Here is a 25,890-nt window from a genome sequence, read left to right as displayed (position 1 = left end):
GGCCCGTGTCTCACGCGGCCGCGTTACAGCGTATTGGAAGGGGCATATCCATGGACGCAATCATCCTGCAAATTCTCAACGGACTGGACAAGGGATCGGCCTATGCCTTGATCGCACTTGGCCTGACGTTGATCTTCGGCACGCTCGGGGTGGTCAACTTCGCCCACGGCGCGCTGTTCATGATCGGTGCGTTCTGCGCCGTGACCTTCAGCAAGCTGCTGACGCTCAGCCATATCGTCATCGACGAGACGCAAAAGGATTTTCTTGGAAATCCGCTCAAGGTCGAGGTGCCTTATATCTATGACTGGTTCGGCCAGAGCACGGGCGAGACGATCATCGACTGGGCGGTTCCCCTGTCGCTGTTGTTCACGATCCCGGTGATGGTCGCGATCGGCTTCATCATGGAGCGCGGTCTGATCAAGCATTTCTACAAACGCCCCCACGCTGACCAGATCCTCGTGACCTTCGGCCTTGCCATCGTTCTGGCCGAGATCATCAAGTATTACTACGGCGCGAACCCGATCCCGACGCCCGCGCCGGCGGCATTCGCCGGATCGTTCGATTTCGGCGCGGCCCTTGGGATGGACCCGAACGTCATCATCTACCCCTACTGGCGGCTCGTCTATTTCGCGTTTGCCGCATTGATCATCGGCCTGGTCTTTGCCTTTCTTCAGTTCACAACCTTCGGGATGGTGGTCCGCGCCGGTATGGCCGACCGTGAAACCGTTGGCCTGCTGGGCATCAACATCGACCGCCGCTTCACCATCATGTTCGGCATTGCCGCCGCCGTGGCGGGCATGGCCGGTGCGATGTATGCACCGATCAACTCACCCAACTACAACATGGGCATGGACTTCCTCGTGCTCAGCTTCGTGGTGGTCGTCGTCGGGGGCATGGGCTCCCTGCCCGGAGCGGTGCTCGCGGGCTTCCTGCTGGGCATCCTCGAAAGCTTCGCCTCCATGGCGATCGTGCTCGAGACCCTGCCCGGCATCAACCAGATCATCATCTACCTTGTCGCCATCGTCATTCTGCTGACCCGGCCCCGTGGCCTCATGGGTCGCAAAGGCGTGATGGAGGAATAAGCAATGCTCGGACTCAACTCCAAAGACTTCATGCTGCTGATCATCGTCGCGATCCTCGCGCTGGCGGCGCCCTTTATCCTCAACCCCTTCCCGACAGGGTCCGGCATGGCGCAGTTCAATGCGGGCTATCCCGACCTGATGCAGCGTCTGGTGATCTTCGGCATCTTCGCCATCGGGTTCAACATCCTCTTCGGTCTGACGGGCTATCTGTCCTTCGGTCACGCGGCCTTCCTCGGGGTCGGCTCCTACGCGGCGATCTGGATGATGAAACTGCTGACCATGAACGTGATCCCGGCAATCATCGTGTCGATCGTTGTTGCCGGCCTGTTCTCGCTGCTGGTGGGCTGGATCTCGCTGCGCCGTTCGGGGATCTATTTCTCGATCCTGACGCTGGCCTTCGCACAGATGTCCTATGCGCTGGCCTATTCGGTTCTGACCCCGATCACCGGCGGCGAAACCGGGTTGCAGCCAAAGTATTCCGACCCGCGCATACTGGACCCCGAACTGGCCGCCGGCGAAGGGCCGCGCGCCAACCTCTTCGGTCTGGATATGGGCTCCGGGTTCGATCTGTCGGTGGGCGGCTGGGTGTTCACCTTCAACGCGGGCTACTATGTGGCCGCAGTCGTGATGCTGGTGGCGTTCTACCTGTCGATCCGCATTTTCCGGTCGCCTTTCGGCATGATGCTGCGGGCGGTGAAATCCAACCAGCAGCGGATGAACTACACCGGTCTCAACTCACGCCCCTACACCCTGGCGGCCTTCGTGATCTCGGGCATGTACGCGGGGCTCGCAGGCGGGCTTCTGGTGGCGATGGATACGCAGGTCGGCGCCGAACGGATGTTCTGGACCGCCTCCGGCGAGGTCGTGCTGATGACGATCCTTGGCGGTGCGGGCACGCTGATCGGGCCGGTTCTGGGCGCGGGTTTCATCAAGTACATGGAAAACATCGTCTCCAAGATCAACAAGGGCATCCTGGAGCAATGGTTCGCCTTCCTGCCGGACGGCATCGACGATCTGCTTGTCACGCTGGTCTACCCCTTCGTGGGCAAGGGCTGGCACCTGACACTGGGCCTTCTGTTCATGCTGGTCGTGATCTTCCTGCCCGGCGGTCTGGTCGAGGGCGGACAGCGCATCGGCCGTATCTTCCGACGCCGCGACCGCAACGCCTCTTCGGTGGAAGCGGACGCCGCCGAACAACGCAACACCCCAGCCGAGTGAGGACCAGATCATGGCAATTCTCGAAGTAAAAAACGTAGGCAAGCGGTTCGGAGGCCTTCAGGCGCTGGGGAACGTGAACCTGTCGATCGCGGAAAACTCGGTTCACGCGATCATCGGGCCCAACGGGGCCGGTAAATCCACCCTGCTCAACTGCCTCGTGGGCAAGCTGATCCCAGACACCGGATCGGTGATGTTCGACGGCCAGTCGGTGCTGGGGCGCAAACCCTACGAAATCAACCAGATGGGCATTTCGCGTGTGTTCCAGACCCCCGAGATTTTCGGGGATCTGACGGTGATGGAAAACATGATGATCCCGTGTTTCGCCAAGCGCGACGGGGCGTTCCGGATGCACGCCTACGAGAGTGTGGGCCGCGAGACCGGCATCATCGAGACAGCCGAGAAAATGCTGCTCGAGATGAAGATGGTCGACAAGCGCCACATGCACGCCGCCTCCCTGTCACGCGGCGACAAGCGCCGGCTGGAGATCGCCATGTGTCTGGCGCAGGACCCGCGCCTGTTGCTGCTGGATGAACCGACCGCCGGCATGGCGCGCGCCGATACCAACAACACCATCGACCTGCTCAAGCAGATCAAGCAGGACCGCGACATCACCATCGCCATCATCGAACACGACATGCACGTGGTGTTTTCGCTGGCGGAGCGGATCACCGTTCTGGCGCAAGGCACCCCGCTGGTCGAGGATACCCCCGACAAGATCAAGGGCCATCCGAAGGTGAAAGAAGCCTATCTGGGCGAAACACAGGCCGCGTAAGAGGGACACGAAGATGACCACCGAAACCAAACCAAACAGCGCCAATCACGCGTCTTCCGCCCCCGCCTTCCTGTCGGTCTGGGACATCCACGCCTACTACGGCGAAAGCTATATCGTGCAGGGCGTCAGCTTCAACGTCCACGAGGGCGAGATCCTTGCCCTTCTGGGCCGCAACGGCGCGGGCAAGACATCGACGCTGCGCACCATCGCGCAGATCGGCAATCCCGAATTGCGCAAGGGCGAAGTCTGGCTTGACCACCAGCCGCTGCACAAGATGGCCAGCCACGAAGCCGCCGCTGCGGGCCTTGCGCTGGTGCCCGAGGACCGGCGCATCATCGCGGGCCTCACGGTCGAGGAAAACCTCAAGCTGGCCCAGATCGCACCACCGATCGGCTGGTCGATCGAGCGTGTCTATGAGCTCTTCCCGCGCCTCGGCGAACGCAAGAACCAGGAGGGCGTGACCCTCTCGGGCGGCGAACAGCAGATGCTTGCCATCGCGCGCGCCCTGTGTCGCGACATCAAGGTGTTGCTGCTGGATGAACCCTACGAAGGTCTGGCCCCGGTGATCGTGGATGAGATCGAAAAGACGCTCGGCGTGATCAAGGCGCAGGGGATCACCACGATCCTTGTCGAACAGAACGCGGTGCGGGCGCTGAAACTGGCCGACCGCGCGGTGATTTTGGACACCGGCGGCGTGGTCTACGACGGCTCCGCCGAGGAAGTGCTCAACAACGAGAAGCTGCGCGCGGAATACCTCGCGATCTGACAGGGCGGCGCCAGCCGCACTGCACGGGCGCTGCCGCTCGCGGCGGCGCCTTCGGCGTGCCATCTTCGCGCCCCTACCGGACAGAATGTCGCAGCCGCCGATCGATCCTGCCCGGCAGGCGTTGGTCCCTTGATCCCGCGCGCACAGCGCGGCAATTCAAGGAGAATGACATGACACGCACCATCGCCGCCCTTCTCGCCTCCGCCGCCCTCGGCGCCGGAATGGCCCATGCCGATAGCCACGTAAGCGCGCCGACGCCCGCCGCCACCGCCGAAATGCGCACGCTGGATGGCACGATTGTCGGCACCGCAACCCTGACGCCGGGCACCGACGGTGTCGTTGTCCATCTCTCCGTCGAAGGGCTGGAGCCGGGTGCCAAGGGTGTGCATCTGCACGCTGTTGCCGAGTGTGATCCCGCGACCGAATTCAAATCCGCCGGCGGGCATATCGGCGACAGCGACAGCACCCATGGCCTGCTGCATCCCGAGGGACCGCACGCGGGGGATTTGCCAAACCTCTACGTCGGCGCTGACGGAAAGGGCGAAATGCAGGCGTTCACCGCCCGTGTCGCGCTGTCCGAAACACCCGACGGGATGCTCGACAGCGACGGTGCCTCGCTGATGATCCACGCCAGCGGTGACGATCACTTCACGCAGCCCGGTGGTACGACCGGCGCGCGTCTGGCCTGCGGTGCCTTTCAGCCCACCTCCTGATCCGCGCCACTGACGTCGGGGCGATCGCGCAGCGCGGTTTTCAGCACCTTGCCGTAGTTGTTCTTGGGCAATTCGGCGAGGTGCACATAGCGCTTCGGCCGCTTGAACCGTGCGATCTGCGCAAGACAAAGCGCGTCCAGCTCTTCTGGCCGCGCTCCGCCTACGATACAGGCCACGACCTCCTCTCCCCAGTCGGGGTGAGGAGCGCCCAGCACGGCGGCCTCCGCGACGTCGGGATGCTGAAGCAGTACTTCCTCCACCTCGCGCGGATAGACGTTTGATCCGCCGGTGATGATCACGTCCTTGGAGCGGTCCTGAAGCGTCAGATACCCCGCCGCATCCAGCCGCCCGATATCGCCCGAAAGCAACCAGCCGTCGCGCAGGGTCTTTGTGGTCGCTTGCGGGTTGCGCCAGTATCCCGGCATCACGGGCGCGCCGCGCACCATCACTTCACCGCTTTCACCCAACGCCAGCGGCCTTCCGTCGGCATCGGCCACGCGAACCTCGACGCAGGACTGTGCCCGCCCGACCGAGCCCAGACGCTCTTTCCAGCCGGGCTGGCTGCGGTCCGCGATATCCTCACGTGACAGCGCGGTGATCGCCATCGGGCATTCCCCCTGCCCGTAGATCTGGACGAACTTCGGCCCGAAATGATCCACTGCCGAAATGATGTCCGCGACATACATCGGCGCCCCCGCATAGACGATGGTGCGCAGCCCCGCGCCGGATGCGCCCGCCCGCACCGCGTGATCGGTCAGCCGCTTGACCATGGTGGGCGCCGCAAACATATGGGCCGATCCGTGATGGGCCGCCAGCGTCAGTATCTCGGCACTGTCGAAACCACCCGAAGCGGGGCAGACGTGCCGGGCCCCCGCTCGCACATGCATGAAGTTGTAGAGCCCCGCACCGTGGCTCAGCGGGGCGGCATAGATCGCCGCATCCTCGGGCAGGACAGTGTCCACATCCGCAAGATAGCTCAGCGCCATCGCGCCCAGCATGCCATGGGTGATCTGCACCCCCTTTGGCGTGCCCGTGGTGCCCGAGGTATAGAAAAGCCACGCCAGATCACCGCCCGACCGGTCCCGCGGCAAAGCCACCCCGGCCCCGCTCCCCTGCGCTTCCAGCGTGCCGACCTGCTCCACCGGCACCCCGACGCCCGCGTCGTGCAGGGCCTCTGCATGCGCCGGATCGCTCAGACACAGCCGCGCCTCGCTATCGTCGAGGATGAAGCGTGCTTCGCGGCCATGCAGCTTGGCATTGACCGGCACCGCCGCCGCGCCCGCATAGAGAATGCCGTAAAACCCGACGAGCCAGTCGGGATGGTTGTCCATGAACAGCGCGACCCTGTCACCGGCAGCGACGCCGCGCGCGTGCAGCGCTTCGGCCACGCGCCGCGCGCGGGCGTCGAATGTGCCGTAGTCGGCCACCGGTGCCGTGCCCAGAAACAAGGCCTCCCGTCGGGGCTCCAGCGCCGCGCGGCGCGCCAGCCAATGGGCGATATTCATACGCTCCCCCCTCCCGAGTGCATAGAGGCGCCGCCAAAGTCGCGGCTTTCCATGCTCCTGTCCATGCCATATAAGCCCCTATCAGAGCTTAGAGCACCGCGGAAAGGTGCACCCCCTTCGCAACGGTCGAGGACACGTATGACAAAGAACACACATGACGCCGATGTCGCATTTATTCGCGCCTTGGCCGAACTGCTGAACGAGAACGATCTTACCGAACTTCAGGTCAAGCGTGACTACGCAGAAGACGACAGCCTGAACGTGCGCGTGTCTCGCAAGCCGCCGCAACAGGTAATGGCAGCGCCCCAGCAGATGCAGGCCGCCGCACCGCCGCAGATGACCTCGCCCGCACCGGCGCCCATGGCCGCGGACACCAGCTCTGCCAGCAACTCTGATCCGTCGACCGATCCCAACGCGGTGACATCGCCCATGGTCGGCACGGTCTATATGCAGCCCGAACCGGGCTCTCCGTCCTTCATCAGCGTCGGGGCCAGCGTCGCCGAAGGCGATACGCTGCTCATCGTCGAGGCGATGAAAACAATGAACCACATCCCTGCCCCCCGTTCGGGTACGGTGAAACGGATCCTCGTCGAAGACGGGGCCGCCGTGGAATTTGGCGCACCGCTCGTCATCCTCGAATAAGGGGCGCACGATGTTCAAGAAAATTCTGGTTGCCAACCGCGGCGAGATCGCCCTGCGGGTCATCCGTGCCGCCCGCGAAATGGGGATCGGCAGCGTTGCCGTCCACTCCACCGCCGACAGCGATGCCATGCACGTTCGGATGGCGGACGAATCCGTCTGCATCGGTCCGCCTGCCTCTTCGCAATCGTACCTGTCGATCCCGTCGATCATCGCCGCCTGCGAGATCACCGGCGCCGAGGCGATCCACCCCGGCTACGGCTTTCTGTCCGAAAACGCGGGCTTCGTTCAGGTGGTCGAAGACCACGGGCTGACCTTCATCGGCCCCACTGCCGAACACATCCGCATCATGGGCGACAAGATCACCGCCAAGGATACTATGAAGGCGCTCGGCGTGCCTTGCGTTCCCGGATCGGAGGGCGGCGTGGCGTCGCTCGAAGACGCGCAGCGCATCGGCGAGGAGATCGGATACCCCGTCATCATCAAGGCGACCGCCGGTGGCGGCGGCAAGGGCATGAAAGTCGCCCAGAACGCCAAGGAGATGGAGCGCGCCTACCGCACCGCACGCGCCGAGGGTAAATCGAACTTCGGCAACGACGAAGTCTATATCGAGAAATACCTGACCACGCCCCGCCATATCGAGATCCAGGTCTTCGGCGACGGCAAGGGACGCGCGGTCCATCTGGGCGAGCGCGATTGTTCGCTGCAACGCCGCCACCAGAAGGTGTTCGAAGAAGCGCCCGGCCCGTCGATCACGCCCGAAGAACGGGCGCGTATCGGCAAGATCTGCGCGGATGCCGTGGCCAACATCAACTATATCGGTGCCGGAACGATCGAGTTTCTCTACGAGAACGGCGAGTTCTACTTCATCGAGATGAACACCCGCCTTCAGGTGGAGCATCCGGTGACCGAGGCCATCTTTGGCGTCGATCTTGTGCGCGAACAGATCCGCGTGGCCGAAGGGCTGCCGATGTCTTTCACGCAAGAAGACCTGACCATCAACGGCCACGCGATCGAAGTGCGCATCAACGCGGAAAAGCTGCCGGATTTCCGGCCCTGCCCCGGCAAGATCACGCAATACCACACACCCGGTGGCCTTGGCGTGCGGATGGACAGCGCGCTTTACGATGGCTACCGCATCCCGCCCTACTACGACAGCCTGATCGGCAAGCTGATCGTCCACGGACGTGATCGCCCCGAAGCGCTGGCCCGTCTGGGACGTGCGCTGGGTGAGCTGATCGTTGACGGTGTCGATACCACCGTGCCGCTGTTCCACGCGCTGCTGGACGAACATGACATCCAGACCGGTGACTACAACATCCACTGGCTGGAGCATTGGCTGGAAACCAACCTCGGGGACGGCTGAGCCCTATGGGGGAGATCACGCCAGAGCTTTTGCTGCACGGCTATAGTGTCGGCATCTTCCCCATGGCCGAACACCGCGACGACCCTGAGATTTTCTGGGTCGATCCGCGGTTTCGCGGGATCATCCCGCTGGACGGGTTCCACCTTTCGCGCAGCCTGCGCCGCGCCATGCGGCGCAGCTCGTGGCAGATCACCACGGACCGCGACTTTGCCGGCGTGGTCGATGGCTGCGCGGACCGCGATGATACGTGGATCAACGCCGAGATCCGCGTGCTCTACATTGATCTATTTCGCGCCGGACACGCCCATTCGCTCGAAGTCTGGGACGACGGGGCGCTGGTCGGCGGCGTGTACGGTGTGGTGCTGGGATCGGGTTTCTTCGGTGAATCGATGTTCTCGCGGCGCACGAACGCGTCAAAAATCGCACTGGCCTGTCTGGTCGACAGGCTGAACCGCTGCGGCTTTACGCTCTTTGACACGCAATTCATCACGCCGCATCTGGCCAGTCTGGGCGGCGTCGAGATTTCCCGCGCGGAATATCACGCCAAACTCGCCCACGCGAGGCGCCTCAGGGCGGATTTCAACGCGGTGCCCGATGCCACCCCTCAGGAGGTGGTGCAGCGCATGACCCAGATGTCATAGCGCTGGTGCTCCATCGGGTTCAGCGCCGGCGCAGAGGCGATCATCCAGCCCGAGAATACCGTCCCCAGCCTGCCGACCTCTGACACTTCGAGCGACGCATAGGCATCGCCCGAAGGGTTGCCTGCCGGATAGCGGCATTCGTTGAGGATGATTTGCAGGTTGCCCAGCCGCGCGCCCTTGCCGGATGGAACCGTGACATCGACCGTATTGCCCGATGTCTTGTCGAGCGCGCGCAGGATTGCCCCGCTCGCGTTCGTTGTCTGCTGGCCGGACGCCACGGTGGCGAGCGCCAGGGCAGCGGTTATGGCCAGCCCGCGCAGCAGCATCACTCGGGGCTCCACGCCTCGTAGTCGGTCTGGTCCTTGGGCTGTTCGCGGCGGATCGACCCGGCAGGCGCATAGGCCAGCATGGTGCCCGTCAGGTTTTCCTGATGCGGCTTTTCCCATTCGCGGTGCTTCAGCGGCTTGTCCGACGGCGGTTCGTTCCACGTCCGGTGCAGCCAGCCATGCCAGTCCGGCGACACGCGGCTTGCCTCAGCTTCACCGTTGAAGATGACCCAGCGTTTGCTGTCATCGGCGTTGCGGTAATAGATGTTGCCCTGATCGTCTTCACCCACTTTCTCACCTTTGCGCCAGGTGAAAAGCTGCGTGTTGAGCGTCTGACCGTTCCACCAGGTCACCGACCGCGCGAGGGTGTTGAAAAATCCCATGGATGCCTCCGATAAGCGTTGGGCCTGATATGACGGATTGCGCCGCGAAGGTCTAGGGGGATCAGCCGCGAAGCACCGCTGTCACCTCCAGCTCGATCCGGTATTTCGGGTCGATCAGACCGCATTCGATCATCGTCCCGGCGGGAGGGTTATCGCCAAAGGCTTCGGCAAGGACGGGCCAGCACGCTTCGAAGTCGTTGCGATCCGGCAGCATATAGGTCACGCGGACCACATGGGCGAAATCGCTGCCCGCGTCTTTCAGCGCCGCCTCGATGATGCCAAGCGCAGAGCGGCATTGCGAGACCACGTCATCGCCCTGCCCCACGGTCCCGGCCACATGGACCATGCCACCGGCAACAACCGCGCGGCAATAGCCGATCTTCTTCTCGAACTCACCGCCTGAGGATATGCGTTTCATAGTGCTTTCCCTGAATTGAAAAAGGCAGGCCAACGCGGCCTGCCCTGATAGATTGTCGCGTCACCGGCAGCTCAGCTGGCCGATGCCGATTCTTTTTCCGCTTCGGCGTGGATCATCAGCGGCTTGGCGTCGGATGTGACCGCCTCCTCGTTGACGACCACCTCGTTGACGCTGTCCAGACCGGGCAGTTCGAACATCGTGTCCAGCAGGATGTCTTCCAGAATGGACCGCAGGCCGCGTGCACCTGTCTTGCGTTCGATCGCGCGCTTGGCGATGGCGGTCAGCGCATCGTCGGTGAAGGTCAGCTGCGTATCCTCCAGCTCGAACAGACGCTGGTATTGCTTGACCAGCGCGTTCTTTGGCTGGGTCAGGATCGTGACCAGCGCATCCTCGTCGAGGTCTTCGAGCGTTGCCAGAACCGGCAGACGGCCGACGAATTCCGGGATCAGGCCGAACTTCAGCAGATCCTCGGGTTCCAGATCGGTAAAGATCTCTCCGACGCCGCGGTCGTCGTTGTCACGGACATCGGCCCCAAAGCCCATGGCCGACCCCTTGCCGCGTGCCGCGATGATCTTGTCGAGGCCCGCAAAGGCGCCACCGCAGATGAACAGGATGTTCGTGGTGTCCACCTGCAGGAACTCCTGCTGCGGATGCTTGCGCCCGCCCTGCGGCGGCACGGAGGCAACGGTGCCTTCCATCAGCTTCAGCAGCGCCTGCTGCACGCCCTCGCCCGACACGTCGCGGGTGATCGAGGGATTTTCCGACTTGCGGGTGATCTTGTCGACCTCGTCGATGTAGACGATGCCGCGCTGCGCGCGCTCGACGTTGTATTCGGACGATTGCAGCAGCTTGAGGATGATGTTCTCCACATCCTCACCCACATAACCGGCTTCGGTCAGCGTGGTCGCATCCGCCATGGTGAAGGGCACATCCAGAATCCGCGCCAGCGTCTGCGCCAGCAGCGTCTTGCCGCAGCCGGTGGGGCCGATCAGCAGGATGTTGGATTTCGCCAGTTCGATATCGCCGCCCTTCTGGGCATGGTTGAGGCGCTTGTAGTGGTTGTGCACCGCGACCGACAGCACCCGCTTCGCCATCGCCTGCCCGATCACGTAATCGTCCAGAACATCGCAGATGTCCTTGGGGGTCGGCACGCCATCGGTGGCTTTCAGCCCCGAGGCTTTCGTTTCTTCGCGGATGATATCCATGCACAGTTCGACGCATTCGTCGCAGATGAACACGGTCGGACCGGCGATAAGCTTGCGCACCTCGTGCTGGCTTTTGCCGCAGAAGGAGCAGTAGAGGGTATTCTTGCTGTCGCCGCCGGATGAATTGGCCATGTGAGCCCTTCCAAATCTGAATCTTGGGAACAGGCGCGGGCCGCCTGCCTTGCGTGTCGCTTCAAGTCTAAGTCAGCGATCCCGGTCCTGCAATCGGCAAAACCCGGGATCGCGCACCTGTGTCTTACTTGTCTTTTTTCTTCTTCTTGTCGTCGTCGTCGGATTTGCCGCGGCTTTCGACGATCTCGTCGATATGGCCCCAGTCCTTGGCCTCTTCGGGCGTCATCCACAGATCGCGGTCCAATGCCTTCTGCACCGTCTCGTAATCCTGACCGGAATGTTTGACATAAAGCTGGTACATCCGCTCGCGCGTGCGCTCGATGTGGCGCGCGGAGATCAGGATATCCTCGGCCACGCCCTGCGACCCGCCGGACGGCTGGTGGATCATCACTTCGGCGTTGGGCAGCGCAAAGCGCATCCCCTTTTCGCCGCCGATCGCGATGACCGACCCCATGGAGGCCGCCATGCCGCACACGAGCGTGGACACCTTCGGACGGATGTATTGCATCGTGTCGTAGATCGACAGACCGGCCGTCACCTCCCCGCCGGGGGAGTTGATGTACATGCTGATTTCCTTGCTCGGGTTTTCCGCTTCAAGGTGCAGCAGCTGGGCCACCACCAGATGGCTCATGCCCGAATGGATCGGTCCGTTGATGAAAATGATCCGCTCTTTCAGCAGGCGCGAGAAAATGTCGTAAGCACGCTCGCCCCGGCTGGTCTGTTCGACCACCATCGGCACGAGGTTGTTGGTAAAGTTGTCAATCGGATCTCGCATTGCTCTCGCCTCTTGTCTGTCTCGACGGGACAATACCCGCAGAGAGGTTTAGGGGAGATTAGTCGCGCCATAGGGGAGCTTCAAGGGGGCCTGACCCACGGACATGCGCGCGGTGCCGCATGCAGTTGATCGCACCGCTCGCCGCTCTACCTGCGGGCGCATGAAACACGCACTCGACCTCTTCCCGCCGTCGCGCGATGCAGCCCATTCACGGCTGGACAGCTTTGCACCGCAGGCGGGCCTGCCCTATGCGCGGCGTCGCAATACAGATTTCGGGCCCGAGCGGCAGCAGGCTGTATCCACCCTGTCGCCCTATCTGCGCATGAAAGTTCTCGACGAATCCGCCGTGTCCCGTGCGGTTCTGTCGCAGACCAGCGCGCAGGAAGCCGAGAAATTTCTCATGGAGCTGTGGTGGCGCACCTACTGGAAGGGCTGGCTGGAACAGCGGCCCGGCGTCTGGTCGGACTACCGCGAGGCCCTCGAGCGGCTGTCGAACGAGATCCAGACACAGTCCGGCCTGCGCCAGCGGTGGGAGGCCGCCTGTCTGGGAGAGACCGGCATCGCCCCCTTCGACCACTGGGCGCAGGAACTGGCGACCACCGGCTATCTGCACAACCACGCGCGGATGTGGTTCGCGTCGATCTGGATTTTCACGCTGGGCCTGCCGTGGCAACTGGGCGCTGATTTCTTCCTGCGCCACCTTCTGGACGGGGATGCGGCGGTCAACACCCTGAGCTGGCGCTGGGTCGCGGGCATCCAGACCCGCGGCAAGACGTACCTTGCCCGCCCCGAAAACATCGAGAAATTCACCGATGGCCGGTTTGCCAATGTCACAGGCCTCGCCACGGAGGCGCCCGCGGTCGACGCACCGCCCCCGCCCGACCGGCAGCCGATCCCGGAGATGCCCGACTATGCCGGTGCGCCGGGCGACCGTGTGGGGCTGCTGGTCCATGGCGACGATCTGGGCGCGCCGTTTCTGGACGATCTGGGCATCGCGCCCCAAAGCATCGCCTATATCGACGCCACAGCGACACAAAGCCCGTGGCAGACCGCCCCCCATGTAACCGAATTCCGCAGCCGTCTGGCCGCCGACATGTGGCCCGGCATTACCGGGCTCGAGGACGCGCAGGCGGTGGTGAAATGGGCGGGCGAGGCACGGCTGGACCGGATCGTCACCCCCCACGCGCCCGTCGGGCCCACCCGCGCCCTGCTGCGCCGCCTGCGCAAAACCGACGGCATCCCTGCGATAGACGAGGTCCGCCGCGCGGTCGACAGCACCGCCTGGCCTCTGGCGACCAAGGGGTTCTTCAAGTTCAAGGAACACATCCCCGACCTGCTGGACCAGTTCGCGCGCTGAACGGCCCGCCGCCCTGTGCGCGGGATCATCGGGCGCCGAACGAACGGCGCGCGGGAATGCCGGTTTTTTCCGCTGCCCTGAATTTGGCGCGCGTGTCACAATTCTGTATCGGAATCGCGTCACACAGCGCCCCAGACGCCTCTTGCAAGGAACCCGTGCAATGAACCGCCGTGACATCATCGCCGACCCCACCATCGGCAACAAGGCAGAGGCCTACGAGGCCTTCGACGACATCCCGACGAACCCCAACCTGTCGCGCACCATTGGCGAGGTCGTGGCCCACCGCTTCACCCGCCGCGAGATGTTTCGCGGAGCACTGGCGGTCACCGCGACGACCACCCTTTTCGGCACCTCTGCGCTGGTGGCACCACGGTCCGCGCGCGCCTCGGCGGCGTCGCGCTACGATTTCACCGAACTGGCGTGGGGAAACGACGAAACCCACCACATCGCGGAGGGCTACGACGCCCGGGTGCTGCTGCGCTGGGGCGATCCGGTTACCGCGGATGCCCCCGATTTCGACGTGATGAACCAGACCCCGCAGGCGCAGCTGCAACAGTTCGGCTATAACAACGATTACGTGGGCTTCGCACCGCTGAACGCGGCGGGCACGCGCGGCCTGCTCTGCGTGAACCACGAATACACCAACGAAGAGGTCATGTTCCCCGGCCTCGGCCGTCAGGACCGCGCGGGTTTCGCCGGCATGACGCCTACGCTCATCGATATCGAGATGGCAGCGCACGGCGGCACCGTGGTCGAGATCGAACGCGAAACGACAGGCCAGTGGCAGGTCGTACGCGACGGCAGGTTCAACCGCCGTATCACGCCGCTGAACACAGAGATGCGCATCGACGGCCCCGCCGCAGGCCATCCACGGATGCGCACGCGGAAGGATCCCGAAGGCCGCACCGTGATCGGCACGCTCAACAACTGCGCGGGCGGGATGACCCCCTGGGGCACATGGCTGATGGCCGAAGAGAACTTCCACGGCTATTTCTGGACCGACAAGCTGGATGCCGACGGCCAGCCCGACCTTACGGAGCAGCCCGAAGCGCGGCAGATGCGGCGCTACGGCGTGCCGGGGCGGTGGTATGCATGGGGCACCACCCACGACCGGTTCAACATCGACGTGGAGCCGAACGAGCCCAACCGCTTCGGCTGGGTTGTCGAAGTCGACCCGATGGCGCCCGATGCGATGCCCGTCAAACATACCGCTCTGGGCCGGTTCCGCCACGAGGGATGCGAGACAACAGTCAGCACCGACGGCAGGCTCGTCGTCTATTCGGGCGACGATAACCGCTTTGATTACCAGTATAAATACGTCTCGGATGGCCGCGTGGGCGACGACCGTGCCGCGAATTCCAAACTCCTGTCCGAAGGCACGCTCTATGTCGCGCGCTTTGACGCGGACGGAACACTGGTCTGGCTTCCACTGGTCCACGGCGAGGGGCCGCTGACCGCCGAGAACGGGTTTCACGATCAGGGGGATGTGCTGATCGACACGCGCCTTGCCGCCGACCTGCTGGGGGCGACGCCGATGGACCGGCCCGAAGACGCGCAGCCACGCGGCGACGGCACGGTCTACCTGATGCTGACCAACAATTCGCGCCGCACTGCCGGTCAGGTCGATGCCGCCAATCCGCGCGCCGACTCCGCCTTTGGCCATATCATCGAGATCAAGGAACATAACGGCGACCATGCCGCCACCGGCGGCACCTGGTCGATCCTCGTGCGCTGCGGCGATCCCGATGTCGCGGATGTGGGCGCGCTGTGGAACCCCGATACCTCGCAGGACGGCTGGTTCGGGTCGCCCGACAACGCGGCCATCGACGCCGAAGGGCGGCTGTGGGTGTCGACGGATCAGGGGGGCAACTGGGACAAGACCAGCAAATCCGACGGGCTTTACGCGGTCGAGACCGAAGGCGCGCAGCGCGGCACCTCGAAGCTGTTCTTCCGCTGTCCCGTGGGCGCCGAGATGTGCGGCCCCTACTTCACCGACGATCTTGAAACGCTGTTTCTGGCCGTGCAGCATCCTGGAACCGACGGCACCAAGAGCCTCGCGGGCTTCGGGCGGGAATCGACATTCGAGGATCCCGCGACCCGCTGGCCGGATTTCGACCCCTCGATGCCCCCGCGTCCGTCCGTCGTGGTGGTGACAAAACAAGGGGGCGGCAGGATCGCCGTCTGACCCGACATATCAAAAATTCATTTTCAGATTTCTCTGCCCTGCCTTCTCACGGAAGGCAGGGCAATTTTCTTGGCAGGCTCCGCGCAGGGCCGGCCCGGCGCAGCCGGTCCTCAGGGCGCGGAGAGACAATCGGCCATCGACTGCGCGATGTTGCGGATCATCGCCGGGTAGCGGTCCGCGAGCGGCACATCGACCGGCCCCATCGGATCCAGCACCGCGACACGCACGCCCTGCCCCTCGACCGCTGTTTCGATCAGGGCGGTATTCATCTGCGGCTCGGCGAAGGCACATTTGACCGGGTTCTCGGCCAGCCGTTCGCGCAGGTGCGACAGGCGCGCAGGCCCCGGTGACGCACCGTCGCCCGCCATCACGGCGCCCGCGGCCTCAATCCCGAAGGAGGCCTCGAAGTAATGGAACGCATCGTGCAGGACGATGAAACTGCGGTCCTCGATCGGGTCGAGGATGCCGCGCACTTCTATGTTCAGGGCTGCGATCTCTTCCCCGAAGGACAGGGCGTTGCGGGCATAGAGATCGGCGTTTTCCTGATCGAGCTGCCCGAGGGCCTCGGCGACCGAACCGGCGATCCGCGCCGCGTTCTGCGGGTCGAGCCACAGGTGCGGGTCTATTGCACCCTCCGCGCCGTGGTCATGCCCGTGGCCTTCATCGTGATTGTCAGCATGTTCCGCTTCGTGACCATCGCCGTGCCCGTGCGCCTCTTCGTGAGCCTCGCCATGCCCCTGCGCCATGTGGTCCCCGTGGTCGCCGCCATGCCCCTGCGCCATATGGCCGCCGTGAGCGCCATGGTCTTCGTGATCTGCGTGGCCCTCGTGCGCCTCATGGTCCTTGTGCGCCTCATGATCCCCGTGCGCGCCGTGGCCTTCGCTGTGCGCGGGCTCCCCACTATGTCCATGGCCGTGATCGTGGGCCTCGAAGGCGGTCCCTTCGCGGAAAGGCAACAGGGTCAGCGGCGCGTCGCTGGCCAGCGTCAGCACCCGCGCACCGCCGGCCAGCGCGTCCAGCGGGCCTTCCATAAACCCGGTCAGGCCGGGACCGACCCAGACCACCAGATCGGCCTGCGCAAGCCCGCGCGCCTGCGAGGGTTTCATCGCGTAGTCATGCGGCGATGCACCCGGCGGGATCAGCACATCGGGCGTGCCCGCCCCCGCCATAACCCGCGCCACAATCGCCCCCACCGGTGCGATATCCGTTACGACCCGGGGCGGATCGGCCCACAGGGACATTGGCAAAACAGCAAGCGCGACAGGCAAAAGGCAGCGTTTCATGGACAGGTCCTTTGAATGAAATCTGTTACTTGCTATCAAGTATGTTATAACATATCAATCCGTAAAGAAGACGAGGATGCCATGCCCCAGCCGATCGGCTTTCAATGCAAGAACCACGGTGCCTGCGTCACCGACACGCTCGCCGGTGCCGAGGCACGTTGCGCCGACGAAGGGTTGCGCCTGACGCCGGTGCGTCGCCGGGCGCTGGAAATCCTGTTGAAAGAACACCGTGCGCTTGGTGCCTATGATCTTCTTGCGCATCTGGCGCGCGACGGGCTGGGCCACCAGCCCCCTGTCGCCTACCGCGCACTGGATTTTCTGGTCAAAGCAGGCTTCGCCCACAAGATCGAGGCGCTGAATGCCTATATCGCCTGCGCCCATCCCGGTGCCGATCACGCGCCGGCCTTCCTGATCTGTCGCGGCTGCCACGCGGTCGCCGAAGCCGACACAGCCCCCGCCAAGGGGCGTCTGGGCGATGCCGCCCGTGCGGCGGGTTTCACGATCGAACGCACCGTGGTCGAGGCCGAGGGCCTCTGCCCCGATTGCCAGCCGGATCACGCCTGATGCCGCTGATCGAAACCGACGGGCTGACCCTCGCCTACGGAGGCAAGACCGTGCTGCGCGATGTCAGCATTTGCATTGACCGGGGCGAGATCGTGACCATCGTCGGGCCCAACGGTTCGGGCAAATCCTCGCTCTTGCGCGGGCTGATCGGGGCGCTGCGCCCGGCAAGCGGGCATGTGCGCCGCGCGGCTTCGCTGCGGATCGGCTATGTGCCCCAGAAGCTCGATATCGACGCCACGCTGCCGCTGACCGTGGCGCGGTTTCTGAACCTGCCCAACCGGACCAGCGAGGCCCGCTGGCGCGCGGCCCTTGCGGACGCCGGTGTGGCCGATCTGGCCGCGCGCCAGATCCGCGGCCTGTCGGGCGGCCAGTTCCAGCGTGTCATGCTGGCGCGCGCGCTGCTGCAGGAACCCGATCTGCTGATACTCGACGAGCCCACCCAGGGGCTGGACCAGCCCGGCGCGGCCAGTTTCTACCGCCGGATCGAAGCGGTCCGGGCCGAGCGCGGCTGCGCGGTGCTGATGGTAAGCCACGATCTGCACGTTGTCATGGCATCGTCCGACAGGGTGTTGTGCCTCAACGGGCATGTGTGCTGCGAGGGCACGCCGCAAGTGGTGGCAGACGCGCCTGAGTATCGCGCGCTGTTCGGCACCGGCACACAGGGCGCGCTGGCGCTTTACCGGCATGATCACGATCACGACCATCACCACCATCACGGCCACGGGCATCACGACCACGAAAAAGACCATGCACCACGAGGGAGCGCGGCAGAATGATCGACGCGTTTATCATCCGCGCGGCCCTTGCCGGGCTTGGCGTGGCTGTTGCCGCCGCCCCCCTGGGCTGTTTTGTCGTCTGGCGGCGCATGGCCTATTTCGGGGACGCGACCAGCCATGCCGCGATCCTTGGCGTGGCACTGGCACTGGCCACCGATCTGCCCGTCACGGTGGGCGTTCTGGTGGTGGCTCTTGCCATGGCCCTGATCCTGACGCGCCTGTCCGAACGGCAGGTCGGCTCGGACGCGCTGCTGGGGGTTCTGGCCCACGGCGCGCTGGCCGCGGGGTTGGTCGCGGTATCGCTGATCGACGGGATGCGCGTTGATCTGGAAAGCTATCTTTTCGGGGAGATTCTGGCCGTCACCGCCGCCGATCTGGCGGTCATCTGGACCGGCGCGGGGCTGGTGCTGGCGTTGCTGGCCTGGCGCTGGCGGGCCCTGCTGACTGCGACACTCTCGCCGGATCTGGCCAGCGCGAGCGGCATCTCGGCGCGGCGCGAGCAACTAATCCTGACGCTTGCGCTGGCCGTCGTGGTGGCGGTGGCGATCAAGGTGGTGGGGGCCCTGCTGATCGCCGCGATGCTGATCATTCCTGCCGCCGCCGCGCGGTCCCTGTCGCGCACCCCCGAGGCGATGGTGGGCTGGGCGATCGCCATCGGGACGCTGTCGGCCATTGGCGGCCTCGCCGGCGCGTTCGTTCTGGACACGCCAGCCGGCCCCAGCATCGTGACGGTGGCCGCGCTCCTCTTCGGTCTCAGCACGGCAGTTTCTCCAGCCCTCAGGCCGGAGTGACAGGCTTCATGCATCGCATCATCTTGGTAGCGTTACCGACTGATATACATCAATAAACTTCACGTCACCTTGGCGCGGACCTTGTACTTGTCCACATCCCACAGGTCATTATGCATGACATCCGCGATGATCCTGACCGCAGCGGTCACATCGGAGGCATCGAGGTACATGGGCGTAAAGCCAAAGCGCATGATGTCGGGCGCACGGAAGTCCCCGATGACCCCGCGATCGATCAGCGCCTGCATGGCGGCATAGCCATGCTCGAACCGGAATGAAACCTGCGAGCCGCGGATATCTGCATCCCGCGGGCTGGCAAGGGTCAACTGCGGGATGTCGCGTTCGACCTCTTCGATGAACTGCTCTTGCAGTGTCACTGACGCGGCGCGCAATTCGTCCATGTCGACATCGGCCCAAAGCTCCATCGCGACTTCGAGCGCTGTCAGCTGGATGACCGGCGGCGTGCCGACGCGCATGCGTTCGATCCCCTGCCCGGGCGCATAGTTCAGATCGAAATCGAAGGGCTTGCGGTGGCCCAGCCACCCGGCCAGAGCGGGCTGGACACGATCCGCCAGATCGGGCCGGACGTAGATGAATGCGGGCGCGCCGGGACCACCGTTGAGGTATTTGTAGGTGCAGCCAATCGCCATCTCGCAGTTCGATCCGGCCAGATCAACCGGCAGGGCCCCTGCCGAATGGGCCAGATCCCAGATCATCACCGCCCCTTTGGCGTGGGCGCGCGCGGTCATCGCCTTCATGTCATGCTTGCGACCGGTGCGGTAATCCACTTCGGTCAGCATCACCGTGGCGACGGTTTCATCGATGGCGTCGGCCACCTCTTCGGGGGCCACCGTGCGCAGCTCATAGCCTTGTTCCAGCAAACCCACGAGGCCCTCGGCCATGTAGAGGTCGGACGGGAAGTTGCCGCTGTCGCTCAGGATCACGCGGCGCTCGGGCACCAGCTTGACCGCCGAGGCCAGCGCCTGGAACACCTTGATCGACAGGGTATCGCCCATCACCACGGACCCTTCGGGCGCGCCGATGATGCGCCCGACCATATCGCCCACGCGGGCGGGCTGGTCCATCCATCCCGCGCCGTTCCAGCCACGGATCAGCATCTCGCCCCATTCGTCCGCGAGCATTTCCTGCACCCGCGCGCCCACGGCCTTCGGCAAGGGGCCGAGCGAATTCCCGTCCAGATAGATCACGCCATCGGGTATTTTGAAGGCTTCTTTTCTAAGTATTCCGGCCACTTACAAGGCTCCTCTAACATGCCACAACTCGGGGAAAAGCTCGACTTCAAGCATCTTGCGCAGATAGGCCACACCGGCCGTACCGCCCGTGCCGCGCTTGAAACCGATGATCCGCTCGACGGTGGTGACGTGGTTGAACCGCCAACGGCGGAAGTAATCTTCGAGATCGACCAGCTTTTCCGCAAGCTCGTAGAGTTCCCAGTGGTTCTGCGGGTCCTGATACACCAGCTGCCAAAGCGCCTGCACCTCGGGGTTGGCCTGCCAGTCCTGCGACTGCGGCGCACCGGCCAGTGACGGGACCTCCAGCCGCTCGCACAGGATGGCAATCGCCACCTGATAAAGACTCGGCTGCTCCAGCTCGTGGCTCAGGCGGTCGTATGCGGTCTTCGTGTGCTTGTGCAGCTTCATCAACGCGCCGATGCGATTGCCGAGGATGTATTCGACCAGCCGGTACTGGTGCGACTGAAAGCCCGACGAATTCCCGAGCGAGGGCCGGAACGCGGTGTATTCGCTGGGGGTCATCGTGCGCAGCACATCCCACGCCGCATTCAACTGTTCGAAAATCCGTGCGACTCGGGTCAGCATCTTGAACGCAGGCCGCAAATGCCCGTCGCGGAGCGACTGGCGCGCGGCCTCGAGCTCATGGATCGCCAGACGCATCCACAGCTCCGATGTCTGGTGCTGGATGATGAACAGCATCTCGTCGTGCGCCTGTGACAACGGGTGCTGGGCGTCGAGGATCGGGCCGAGCCCCAGGTAGTCGCCGTAGGACATGTCCTTTGAAAAATCCATCTTTGCGCCCTGCGACGCGGATTCGAATTCACTCATCGGCTCCCTCTCCTTTTCGGGTTCCCTTGGGGCGGCAGGCGGCGCGGCCTGCCGCACCGACACACCCGCCCTGCCCTCAGGCCATCAACACGCGCACGCCCGGAATTGCGGCAATCGTTTCAACGTCGGCGTCGTAGATTTCCGTCAACTCGTCAACCAGCGCGTCGTCCCAGCCGGCCATGTCGAGTTCTTCCTCGACCTCGCCTTCGAGCGCGTATTTGTCCAGAAACGCGGCGATTGCACGGCGCTTCTGATGCTCGGTCATCACCGGATGATCCTTGAGATAGGCGCGGAAGCGTTTCATCCCCTCCGCAGACATGATCGAGCTGAGCAGGTCGAACCCGCCGATGATCTTGCGGTCGTCGGGCAGCCCCGCCATCTGGCGGATGATATGCGCCCACAACAGCGGCGTGTCCTCGTTGCACCAGATGGTGATCGGCGCTTCGGGCACCGCTTCGCGCAGCAGGGCGATCGTCTCGGACCAGCGCACGTCACGCGGCCCCCGCCCGCCCCAGAATTTCTCCGGCTCGGGGGTGTCGGATTTGCCGTGCAGGATCGGCACCAGCGTGGCCGGATTGCGGATTCCGATAAAGATCTCGACCTCGTCCTGCGCGAAAAGATGCATCAGGCGCATCATCCGCACCGGCGCCGCAGGATAGAGCATTCCCTCCTGCATCGCGGTCTTCGGGGTGCGAAAGAAGTTGGGGTCCGACAGGATCACGCGCTCTGCCTCGCCGTCGTCGAGAATCGCGTCGACGAGGACATCGCGCGCACCTTCGGTGGGGGGCGCGCTGACCATCGCATTCAGCGTATCGCGCAAAAGACCACGGTACTTGCTGGGGCCGGGAACCGATATCCCGTGCGCGGCAAAATCGTCCGCATTGCGCAACAGGCACTTTGTCAGCCGTTCTTCTTCGGTAAAATGAACCCCCGCGTGTAGGACCAGTTTCATCCCGCAATCCCGTCTTTTTCCATGGTGCGTGTATAGCGGCTTCGGGGATGAAATAAACCTGCAATCGGGGCGCAAAAATCCTCTTGCACGCCGCGGTGGATCGCATTAAACGACCGCCCAGTGCCCCTATAGCTCAGCTGGTAGAGCAACTGATTTGTAATCAGTAGGTCCGCGGTTCGAGTCCGTGTGGGGGCACCATCTTTCCAGTAAAAACAAGGCATCCCGCGTATGCGTGGCCGCAAGCTGTTGTAGGGCAAAGTTTGGGCGCACAAGGCTCCGCGCCGCTGTGCGTACCGGTCGGGCAAGCGGGTTCGGGTATCGTTCGTCAAAGCGCGGATGACGCGCTCCCACCTTTCCCGACTGCTGGTAAGGATCCCCGAGCCGGTCCTTTGGCGCCTGCGGACGGGACTCGGTGCAGGACGCCCCCACGCGGCCTGCCACAAAACGGTCCACTTTTTCCTCTAAAGTGATCCTATCAGGCAAAAGACGAGCGATTGCATGGAACAGACACACCACCGCCCCACGGCCAAATTCGGGCTCTTCGGCGTTCTGCTGGGCATGGTCAGCATTTTCATTCTCATGGTCCAGATGTCCGCGTTTTTCGGGTCCTCCGAGAAAAGCGCCGGCACCTCGGTGGGCGAGATCGCCGCCGAAATCAAAATGTCCGCCCTGCGCAAGCTTTCGGGAGAACCGGCACCGCCTGCCCCGCCCGCGCCGTCTGACTACACCCAGGAACTCCTGATCGCGGCGCTGGCGCTCGCGGCCATTGCTGCGGTTTTGGGCGCGATCGGGCTCTACCGGCATGAGCCGCGCCAACTGGCCCTGATGGCGATGGGAATCGGGCTGTCGGCCTTCGTTCTTCAATACGCGTTCTGGCTGGCGATCCTCGCCTGCGGGGTAATGCTGCTCGCCGCGATCCTGTACAATCTCGACAGTATCCTGAGCTAGCGCCACCGCGCCCCATCACAGCCGATTGCAAGTGCTACGCGCTGGCTTTCCACTCGACAGGTGTCACGTAGACCACGCTTTCATCGACGCTGACCATCACCTCGCCGTCCTGGATGTTGACCTGCAACTTCATCGCGCGGCTTGCCAGCTTCGCCAGCGCGCCACTGTCGGCTTCGGAAAAGTTGACGACCCGCAGATTGTCGAAGCGGCTGGTGCTGTTCCTGATTTTGTCCCACCACGCCTCGGCGGTCCTGCCCCCGTAGGGATAGACGATCACCTTCGCGGCCTTGTTGCACGACTGGCGCACCACCTTTTCGCTGGGCAGGCCCAGTGCTACCCAGACGTCGAGGTCGCCGCTGAGGCTTTTCTGCCAGATGTCGGGCTCGTCATCCGTTGAAATCCCCTTGGTCATCTCGAGATGTTCATGGGCATTCAGCGCGAAGGCGACCAGACGCACCATCATCCGCTCGTCGGTCTCAGAAGGGTGTTTGGCAACGGTCAGCTTGTGTGTCTCGTAATAGTGCCGGTCCATGTCGGAGACCGTCAATTCGACCTTATAGATGGTGGCATTCTGCGCCATGGGATGTCCTTGAACCGCTGGAAAGGGACAGCCCGCGTGTCACCGTACCCGCTCTGCCGTTGGCGCCCTGGGGCAACCGCACGGCAGGATCAGGTGTCAGAGAGCGGGCGTATCCGGTGTCACCGCCAGCTATGCGCCCTAAGGGGGCGGTTTATCAAGCGCCCGTTGGAGGGGCGCTCGATCATATCTTCCGGGGGCGCCGCCGAGGCATCCGCGCGGCGACTGTTGCCCTCAGGTCGGCACGACGATCTTCTGGTCCTGCTCGGGCGCATCGAGCGGCAGGTGATTGTCCTTGAGGATCAGGATATTCTCTGCCCCGATCACATCGGTCTTGGTCTTGTAGCCGATCACGTCCTCGACCGGCATGTCGAGGTTCCGTGCCATCAGCAGCGTCTCTTCCGACGAGAAGTTGGTCAGCCCGCGCGCGATCTCCTCGCCGGTCTCGTTATAGACGTGCAGAACGTCGCCCTTGATGAAATCGCCCTGGATCGAGAGGATATCGCCGCGTCCGATGCCGCGGCCCTTCTTCTCCAGATCCGCAGCCACCGCATCGGGCACGACAAGCGTGCCGGAGACCTGCAAACGGTTGCTCAGCCAGACCTTGAGCGGCGACGCGGTCTCACCGGTCACGAGGCAGCGGGTAAAGCGGCGCTCGTTCTTCAGAACCGAGGATACGGGCCGTTCGGTGATGCCTTCCGCGATGATCGTCTCGACCCCTGCGTTCTGCGCCATGTTCGCGGCGTGCATCTTGGTCAGCATACCGCCGCTGCCGAGGGCGCTGATGCCGGTGGTCGATTCCAGATGCTCGCTGACGTCTTCGATCTCGGTGATGAACTTCGCGCCCGGTTCGGAGGGATCACGGTCGTACAGCCCTTCGACACTGGTCAGGATGATCAGCGCATCCGCCTCGATCATCTGGGCAACCTTGGCCGACAGCCGGTCGTTGTCGCCCACCCGCAGGTCGCGCGTCGCCACGGAGTCGTTCTCGTTGATGATCGGCAGGATGTCGTTTTCGAACAACCTCAGCATGGTGTTCTTGATGTTCAGAAAGCGTCGGCGATCTTCCATATCCTCGACGGTCACAAGCATCTGCGCGACTTCGAGGTCGAACTCGGACGCGACCTGTCGGTAGGCGTTCATCAGCAGCGGCTGGCCACAGGCGGCGGCGGCCTGCTTGTCCAGAATACCCGCATCCTCGGGGCGCTTGTCGACCATGTTCAGGCCCAGTGCGACCGACCCCGAAGAGGTCAGAATAATGTCATGGCCTTCGCGCTGAAGGTCGGCGAGATCGCTCATCAGTCCGTACATAAACGCGTAGCGCAGCGTCAGCTTTTCGCTGTTCGCCAGCAGGCTGGAACCGATCTTGACGACGATTTTTTTCTTCTTCGACACGATATGTCTCCTGTTTTCAATATATTGACTGGGCGTTTCGCTGATCGTTTGCGTATTCGGACGCACCACGGTAGCTACACACCAATCACTGTTGGGTCGCGTATAACACGCAACCCATACATGAATGCAAACACAATGCTGCGATGCAGCAGCAATTGCTGCCCCTACGGCAACTTCACGCCGGGGCCGGATGACCGCACGGTTCACCTACCGTTCAGCACCATCCGCGGGCAGCACAGAAAGACGAGAAAGGAAGACACAGATGAACATTCTTCTGATAGGATGCGGCAAGATGGGCGGCGCGATGCTGCGACAGTGGGCAGCGGGTGGCGGCAACAGCTTCACCGTGGCCGATCCGGTCAAACCGGACCTCCCCGAGGGGGTGAGCCATGTGTCAAAAGCGACAGATTTACCCGAGGCCGCGTTCGACGTGATCGTCATCGCGATCAAGCCGCAGATGATCGCCGACCTGTTGCCCGACTATATCCACGCGCTGAAGCCCGGCGGTTGTTTTGTGTCGATCGCGGCCGGGTTCAGCATCGGCAAGCTCGAAGAGATCGTCGGCCACCTGCCGGTGATCCGCGTCATGCCCAACCTCGCGGCGATGGTGGGGCTGGGTGTGTCCGGCCTCTATGCCAACGATGCCTGCAGCGACCAGCAGACCAAGGACGTGACGGCCTTCATCGCGGAAACCGGGCGTTGCGTGCGGCTGGACAGCGAGGACGAGATCGACCGCCTCACCGCCGTCAGCGGCAGCGGGCCGGGGTATATCTTCGAGGTCATGCGCACCTATGTCGATGCGGCCAAGGAGCTCGGCTTTGACCACGACACCGCGCGTGCGCTGGTGTTCGACACGATCACCGGCACGGTCGAGGCGGCCCGCCAGTCCGATGCCTCGCTCGAAGAGCTGCGCAATTCGGTGACCAGCAAGAACGGAACCACCGAGGCAGGGCTGAACGAGCTGCGCCGCGACGGCCAGCTTGAAAGCCTCTTCGCCAACACGGTGCAGGCCGCCTATCGCCGCGCGACCGAATTGCGCTAAC

27 protein-coding genes and 1 tRNA gene are annotated in these 25,890 nt (G+C 63.7%); 16 read left to right on the top strand and 12 right to left on the bottom strand.

The features are described from left to right. Window positions 1–50 precede the first annotated feature (50 nt). The 5 genes from ABMC89_RS02320 to ABMC89_RS02300 all read left to right on the top strand — a co-directional run bounded on the left by ABMC89_RS02320 (window position 51) and on the right by ABMC89_RS02300 (window position 4,551). On the top strand, window positions 51–1,082 hold the full coding sequence (locus tag ABMC89_RS02320) for a branched-chain amino acid ABC transporter permease (protein WP_349564781.1): 1,032 nt from the start codon (window positions 51–53) through the stop codon (window positions 1,080–1,082). A 3-nt stretch (window positions 1,083–1,085) separates the two neighbouring features. After that, the gene (locus ABMC89_RS02315; protein WP_349564779.1) at window positions 1,086–2,300 is read left to right on the top strand and encodes a branched-chain amino acid ABC transporter permease; all 1,215 of its coding nucleotides are present in this window, start codon (window positions 1,086–1,088) and stop codon (window positions 2,298–2,300) included. A gap of 10 nt (window positions 2,301–2,310) precedes the next feature. Next, window positions 2,311–3,072: an ABC transporter ATP-binding protein gene (locus tag ABMC89_RS02310; RefSeq protein ID WP_349564777.1), complete on the top strand. Its 762-nt coding sequence runs from the start codon at window positions 2,311–2,313 to the stop codon at window positions 3,070–3,072. A gap of 13 nt (window positions 3,073–3,085) precedes the next feature. Further along, entirely contained in the window at window positions 3,086–3,838 is a 753-nt protein-coding gene (locus ABMC89_RS02305; protein ID WP_349564775.1) for an ABC transporter ATP-binding protein, read from the top strand. Window positions 3,839–4,008: 170 nt separating this feature from the next. Beyond that, window positions 4,009–4,551 (top strand): superoxide dismutase family protein, encoded by a 543-nt coding sequence (locus ABMC89_RS02300; protein WP_349564773.1) that lies wholly within the window; start codon window positions 4,009–4,011, stop codon window positions 4,549–4,551. Here ABMC89_RS02300 and ABMC89_RS02295 read toward each other — a convergent pair. Then, window positions 4,536–6,056, bottom strand: a complete 1,521-nt coding sequence (locus tag ABMC89_RS02295; RefSeq protein ID WP_349564771.1) for a class I adenylate-forming enzyme family protein — start codon at window positions 6,054–6,056, stop codon at window positions 4,536–4,538. The two genes, ABMC89_RS02300 and ABMC89_RS02295, sit on opposite strands and share 16 nt — an antisense overlap. Window positions 6,057–6,194: 138 nt before the next feature. Here ABMC89_RS02295 and accB point away from each other — a divergent pair, with 138 nt between their 5' ends. Genes accB through aat form a run of 3 tightly spaced genes read left to right on the top strand, consistent with a single transcriptional unit; the run spans window position 6,195 to window position 8,702 of the window. Further along, complete coding sequence (accB, locus tag ABMC89_RS02290) at window positions 6,195–6,698, top strand: acetyl-CoA carboxylase biotin carboxyl carrier protein (RefSeq protein WP_349564769.1); 504 nt, start codon at window positions 6,195–6,197, stop codon at window positions 6,696–6,698. 10 nt (window positions 6,699–6,708) lie between these two features. Further along, window positions 6,709–8,061, top strand: coding sequence for an acetyl-CoA carboxylase biotin carboxylase subunit (gene accC / locus ABMC89_RS02285; protein WP_349564767.1), 1,353 nt, complete (start codon window positions 6,709–6,711; stop codon window positions 8,059–8,061). 5 nt (window positions 8,062–8,066) lie between these two features. After that, the gene (gene aat, locus ABMC89_RS02280; protein ID WP_349564765.1) at window positions 8,067–8,702 is read left to right on the top strand and encodes a leucyl/phenylalanyl-tRNA--protein transferase; all 636 of its coding nucleotides are present in this window, start codon (window positions 8,067–8,069) and stop codon (window positions 8,700–8,702) included. Here aat and ABMC89_RS02275 read toward each other — a convergent pair. From ABMC89_RS02275 to ABMC89_RS02255, 5 genes are all read right to left on the bottom strand, one after another. After that, the gene (locus tag ABMC89_RS02275; RefSeq protein WP_349568498.1) at window positions 8,666–9,028 is read right to left on the bottom strand and encodes a DUF2155 domain-containing protein; all 363 of its coding nucleotides are present in this window, start codon (window positions 9,026–9,028) and stop codon (window positions 8,666–8,668) included. The genes aat and ABMC89_RS02275 overlap by 37 nt on opposite strands. After that, window positions 9,028–9,411: an NADH:ubiquinone oxidoreductase subunit NDUFA12 gene (locus ABMC89_RS02270; protein ID WP_349564763.1), complete on the bottom strand. Its 384-nt coding sequence runs from the start codon at window positions 9,409–9,411 to the stop codon at window positions 9,028–9,030. Before ABMC89_RS02270 ends, ABMC89_RS02275 begins: the two co-directional genes overlap by 1 nt. Before the next feature lie 61 nt (window positions 9,412–9,472). Further along, window positions 9,473–9,829, bottom strand: a complete 357-nt coding sequence (locus tag ABMC89_RS02265) for a RidA family protein (protein WP_349564761.1) — start codon at window positions 9,827–9,829, stop codon at window positions 9,473–9,475. A gap of 71 nt (window positions 9,830–9,900) precedes the next feature. Beyond that, a complete protein-coding gene (gene clpX, locus ABMC89_RS02260) occupies window positions 9,901–11,166 on the bottom strand; it encodes an ATP-dependent Clp protease ATP-binding subunit ClpX (RefSeq protein WP_349564759.1) in 1,266 nt (421 codons plus the stop codon). Between the two features lie 124 nt (window positions 11,167–11,290). After that, window positions 11,291–11,941 (bottom strand): ATP-dependent Clp protease proteolytic subunit, encoded by a 651-nt coding sequence (locus tag ABMC89_RS02255; RefSeq protein ID WP_349564757.1) that lies wholly within the window; start codon window positions 11,939–11,941, stop codon window positions 11,291–11,293. A gap of 160 nt (window positions 11,942–12,101) precedes the next feature. On the opposite strand from ABMC89_RS02255, the gene ABMC89_RS02250 reads away from it, so the two are divergent. After that, window positions 12,102–13,298 (top strand): FAD-binding domain-containing protein, encoded by a 1,197-nt coding sequence (locus tag ABMC89_RS02250; RefSeq protein ID WP_349564755.1) that lies wholly within the window; start codon window positions 12,102–12,104, stop codon window positions 13,296–13,298. A 160-nt stretch (window positions 13,299–13,458) separates the two neighbouring features. After that, a complete protein-coding gene (locus ABMC89_RS02245) occupies window positions 13,459–15,483 on the top strand; it encodes a PhoX family protein (RefSeq protein ID WP_349564753.1) in 2,025 nt (674 codons plus the stop codon). A gap of 110 nt (window positions 15,484–15,593) precedes the next feature. Here ABMC89_RS02245 and ABMC89_RS02240 read toward each other — a convergent pair whose 3' ends face one another. After that, window positions 15,594–16,766, bottom strand: coding sequence for a zinc ABC transporter substrate-binding protein (locus ABMC89_RS02240; protein ID WP_349564751.1), 1,173 nt, complete (start codon window positions 16,764–16,766; stop codon window positions 15,594–15,596). An 81-nt stretch (window positions 16,767–16,847) separates the two neighbouring features. Here ABMC89_RS02240 and ABMC89_RS02235 point away from each other — a divergent pair, with 81 nt between their 5' ends. The 3 genes from ABMC89_RS02235 to ABMC89_RS02225 are packed head-to-tail and all read left to right on the top strand — an operon-like array spanning window position 16,848 to window position 18,897. Continuing rightward, a complete protein-coding gene (locus tag ABMC89_RS02235) occupies window positions 16,848–17,330 on the top strand; it encodes a Fur family transcriptional regulator (protein WP_349564749.1) in 483 nt (160 codons plus the stop codon). After that, the gene (locus ABMC89_RS02230) at window positions 17,330–18,106 is read left to right on the top strand and encodes a metal ABC transporter ATP-binding protein (RefSeq protein WP_349564747.1); all 777 of its coding nucleotides are present in this window, start codon (window positions 17,330–17,332) and stop codon (window positions 18,104–18,106) included. The genes ABMC89_RS02235 and ABMC89_RS02230 overlap by 1 nt, the downstream gene beginning before the upstream one ends. Beyond that, entirely contained in the window at window positions 18,103–18,897 is a 795-nt protein-coding gene (locus ABMC89_RS02225; RefSeq protein ID WP_349564745.1) for a metal ABC transporter permease, read from the top strand. Before ABMC89_RS02230 ends, ABMC89_RS02225 begins: the two co-directional genes overlap by 4 nt. Window positions 18,898–18,956: 59 nt before the next feature. On the opposite strand, the gene kynU is transcribed toward ABMC89_RS02225, so the two are convergent. The 3 genes from kynU to ABMC89_RS02210 all read right to left on the bottom strand — a co-directional run bounded on the left by kynU (window position 18,957) and on the right by ABMC89_RS02210 (window position 21,927). Next, complete coding sequence (gene kynU / locus ABMC89_RS02220; RefSeq protein WP_349564743.1) at window positions 18,957–20,147, bottom strand: kynureninase; 1,191 nt, start codon at window positions 20,145–20,147, stop codon at window positions 18,957–18,959. Then, window positions 20,148–20,975, bottom strand: a complete 828-nt coding sequence (locus ABMC89_RS02215; protein ID WP_349564741.1) for a tryptophan 2,3-dioxygenase — start codon at window positions 20,973–20,975, stop codon at window positions 20,148–20,150. It lies immediately after the preceding gene. Between the two features lie 76 nt (window positions 20,976–21,051). Next, the gene (locus ABMC89_RS02210) at window positions 21,052–21,927 is read right to left on the bottom strand and encodes a hypothetical protein (protein WP_349564739.1); all 876 of its coding nucleotides are present in this window, start codon (window positions 21,925–21,927) and stop codon (window positions 21,052–21,054) included. A gap of 122 nt (window positions 21,928–22,049) precedes the next feature. On the opposite strand from ABMC89_RS02210, the gene ABMC89_RS02205 reads away from it, so the two are divergent. Together ABMC89_RS02205 and ABMC89_RS02200 are read left to right on the top strand one after the other, a co-directional pair. Continuing rightward, window positions 22,050–22,125 (top strand) — tRNA-Thr (locus ABMC89_RS02205). A gap of 300 nt (window positions 22,126–22,425) precedes the next feature. Continuing rightward, the gene (locus tag ABMC89_RS02200) at window positions 22,426–22,875 is read left to right on the top strand and encodes a hypothetical protein (protein WP_349564737.1); all 450 of its coding nucleotides are present in this window, start codon (window positions 22,426–22,428) and stop codon (window positions 22,873–22,875) included. A gap of 34 nt (window positions 22,876–22,909) precedes the next feature. On the opposite strand, the gene ABMC89_RS02195 is transcribed toward ABMC89_RS02200, so the two are convergent. Further along, entirely contained in the window at window positions 22,910–23,455 is a 546-nt protein-coding gene (locus ABMC89_RS02195; protein ID WP_349564735.1) for a YaeQ family protein, read from the bottom strand. Between the two features lie 231 nt (window positions 23,456–23,686). Then, window positions 23,687–24,847 carry a glutamate 5-kinase gene (gene proB / locus ABMC89_RS02190; RefSeq protein ID WP_349564733.1) on the bottom strand — a complete coding sequence of 387 codons (1,161 nt, stop codon included), beginning with the start codon at window positions 24,845–24,847 and terminating at the stop codon, window positions 23,687–23,689. A 262-nt stretch (window positions 24,848–25,109) separates the two neighbouring features. Here proB and proC point away from each other — a divergent pair, with 262 nt between their 5' ends. Continuing rightward, window positions 25,110–25,889, top strand: a complete 780-nt coding sequence (proC, locus tag ABMC89_RS02185) for a pyrroline-5-carboxylate reductase (RefSeq protein WP_349564731.1) — start codon at window positions 25,110–25,112, stop codon at window positions 25,887–25,889. Window position 25,890: the final 1 nt, after the last annotated feature.

The organism is Sulfitobacter sp. HNIBRBA3233 (assembly GCF_040149665.1).
Lineage (GTDB): Bacteria > Pseudomonadota > Alphaproteobacteria > Rhodobacterales > Rhodobacteraceae > Sulfitobacter > Sulfitobacter marinivivus.
Note: the sequence above shows the minus strand (reverse complement) of the source record. Positions and strands in the feature narration are given on the sequence as shown.

Excerpts from the sequence above, each read along its gene's own strand:
- ABMC89_RS02320 (WP_349564781.1), top strand. The coding sequence starts at position 51 with ATGGACGCAATCATCCTGCAAATTCTCAACGGACTGGACAAGGGATCG.
- ABMC89_RS02315 (WP_349564779.1), top strand. The coding sequence starts at position 1,086 with ATGCTCGGACTCAACTCCAAAGACTTCATGCTGCTGATCATCGTCGCG.
- ABMC89_RS02310 (WP_349564777.1), top strand. The coding sequence starts at position 2,311 with ATGGCAATTCTCGAAGTAAAAAACGTAGGCAAGCGGTTCGGAGGCCTT.
- ABMC89_RS02305 (WP_349564775.1), top strand. The coding sequence starts at position 3,086 with ATGACCACCGAAACCAAACCAAACAGCGCCAATCACGCGTCTTCCGCC.
- ABMC89_RS02300 (WP_349564773.1), top strand. The coding sequence starts at position 4,009 with ATGACACGCACCATCGCCGCCCTTCTCGCCTCCGCCGCCCTCGGCGCC.
- ABMC89_RS02295 (WP_349564771.1), bottom strand. The coding sequence starts at position 6,056 with ATGAATATCGCCCATTGGCTGGCGCGCCGCGCGGCGCTGGAGCCCCGA.
- accB (WP_349564769.1), top strand. The coding sequence starts at position 6,195 with ATGACAAAGAACACACATGACGCCGATGTCGCATTTATTCGCGCCTTG.
- accC (WP_349564767.1), top strand. The coding sequence starts at position 6,709 with ATGTTCAAGAAAATTCTGGTTGCCAACCGCGGCGAGATCGCCCTGCGG.
- aat (WP_349564765.1), top strand. The coding sequence starts at position 8,067 with ATGGGGGAGATCACGCCAGAGCTTTTGCTGCACGGCTATAGTGTCGGC.
- ABMC89_RS02275 (WP_349568498.1), bottom strand. The coding sequence starts at position 9,028 with ATGCTGCTGCGCGGGCTGGCCATAACCGCTGCCCTGGCGCTCGCCACC.
- ABMC89_RS02270 (WP_349564763.1), bottom strand. The coding sequence starts at position 9,411 with ATGGGATTTTTCAACACCCTCGCGCGGTCGGTGACCTGGTGGAACGGT.
- ABMC89_RS02265 (WP_349564761.1), bottom strand. The coding sequence starts at position 9,829 with ATGAAACGCATATCCTCAGGCGGTGAGTTCGAGAAGAAGATCGGCTAT.
- clpX (WP_349564759.1), bottom strand. The coding sequence starts at position 11,166 with ATGGCCAATTCATCCGGCGGCGACAGCAAGAATACCCTCTACTGCTCC.
- ABMC89_RS02255 (WP_349564757.1), bottom strand. The coding sequence starts at position 11,941 with ATGCGAGATCCGATTGACAACTTTACCAACAACCTCGTGCCGATGGTG.
- ABMC89_RS02250 (WP_349564755.1), top strand. The coding sequence starts at position 12,102 with ATGAAACACGCACTCGACCTCTTCCCGCCGTCGCGCGATGCAGCCCAT.
- ABMC89_RS02245 (WP_349564753.1), top strand. The coding sequence starts at position 13,459 with ATGAACCGCCGTGACATCATCGCCGACCCCACCATCGGCAACAAGGCA.
- ABMC89_RS02240 (WP_349564751.1), bottom strand. The coding sequence starts at position 16,766 with ATGAAACGCTGCCTTTTGCCTGTCGCGCTTGCTGTTTTGCCAATGTCC.
- ABMC89_RS02235 (WP_349564749.1), top strand. The coding sequence starts at position 16,848 with ATGCCCCAGCCGATCGGCTTTCAATGCAAGAACCACGGTGCCTGCGTC.
- ABMC89_RS02230 (WP_349564747.1), top strand. The coding sequence starts at position 17,330 with ATGCCGCTGATCGAAACCGACGGGCTGACCCTCGCCTACGGAGGCAAG.
- ABMC89_RS02225 (WP_349564745.1), top strand. The coding sequence starts at position 18,103 with ATGATCGACGCGTTTATCATCCGCGCGGCCCTTGCCGGGCTTGGCGTG.
- ABMC89_RS02215 (WP_349564741.1), bottom strand. The coding sequence starts at position 20,975 with ATGAGTGAATTCGAATCCGCGTCGCAGGGCGCAAAGATGGATTTTTCA.
- ABMC89_RS02210 (WP_349564739.1), bottom strand. The coding sequence starts at position 21,927 with ATGAAACTGGTCCTACACGCGGGGGTTCATTTTACCGAAGAAGAACGG.
- ABMC89_RS02200 (WP_349564737.1), top strand. The coding sequence starts at position 22,426 with ATGGAACAGACACACCACCGCCCCACGGCCAAATTCGGGCTCTTCGGC.
- ABMC89_RS02195 (WP_349564735.1), bottom strand. The coding sequence starts at position 23,455 with ATGGCGCAGAATGCCACCATCTATAAGGTCGAATTGACGGTCTCCGAC.
- proC (WP_349564731.1), top strand. The coding sequence starts at position 25,110 with ATGAACATTCTTCTGATAGGATGCGGCAAGATGGGCGGCGCGATGCTG.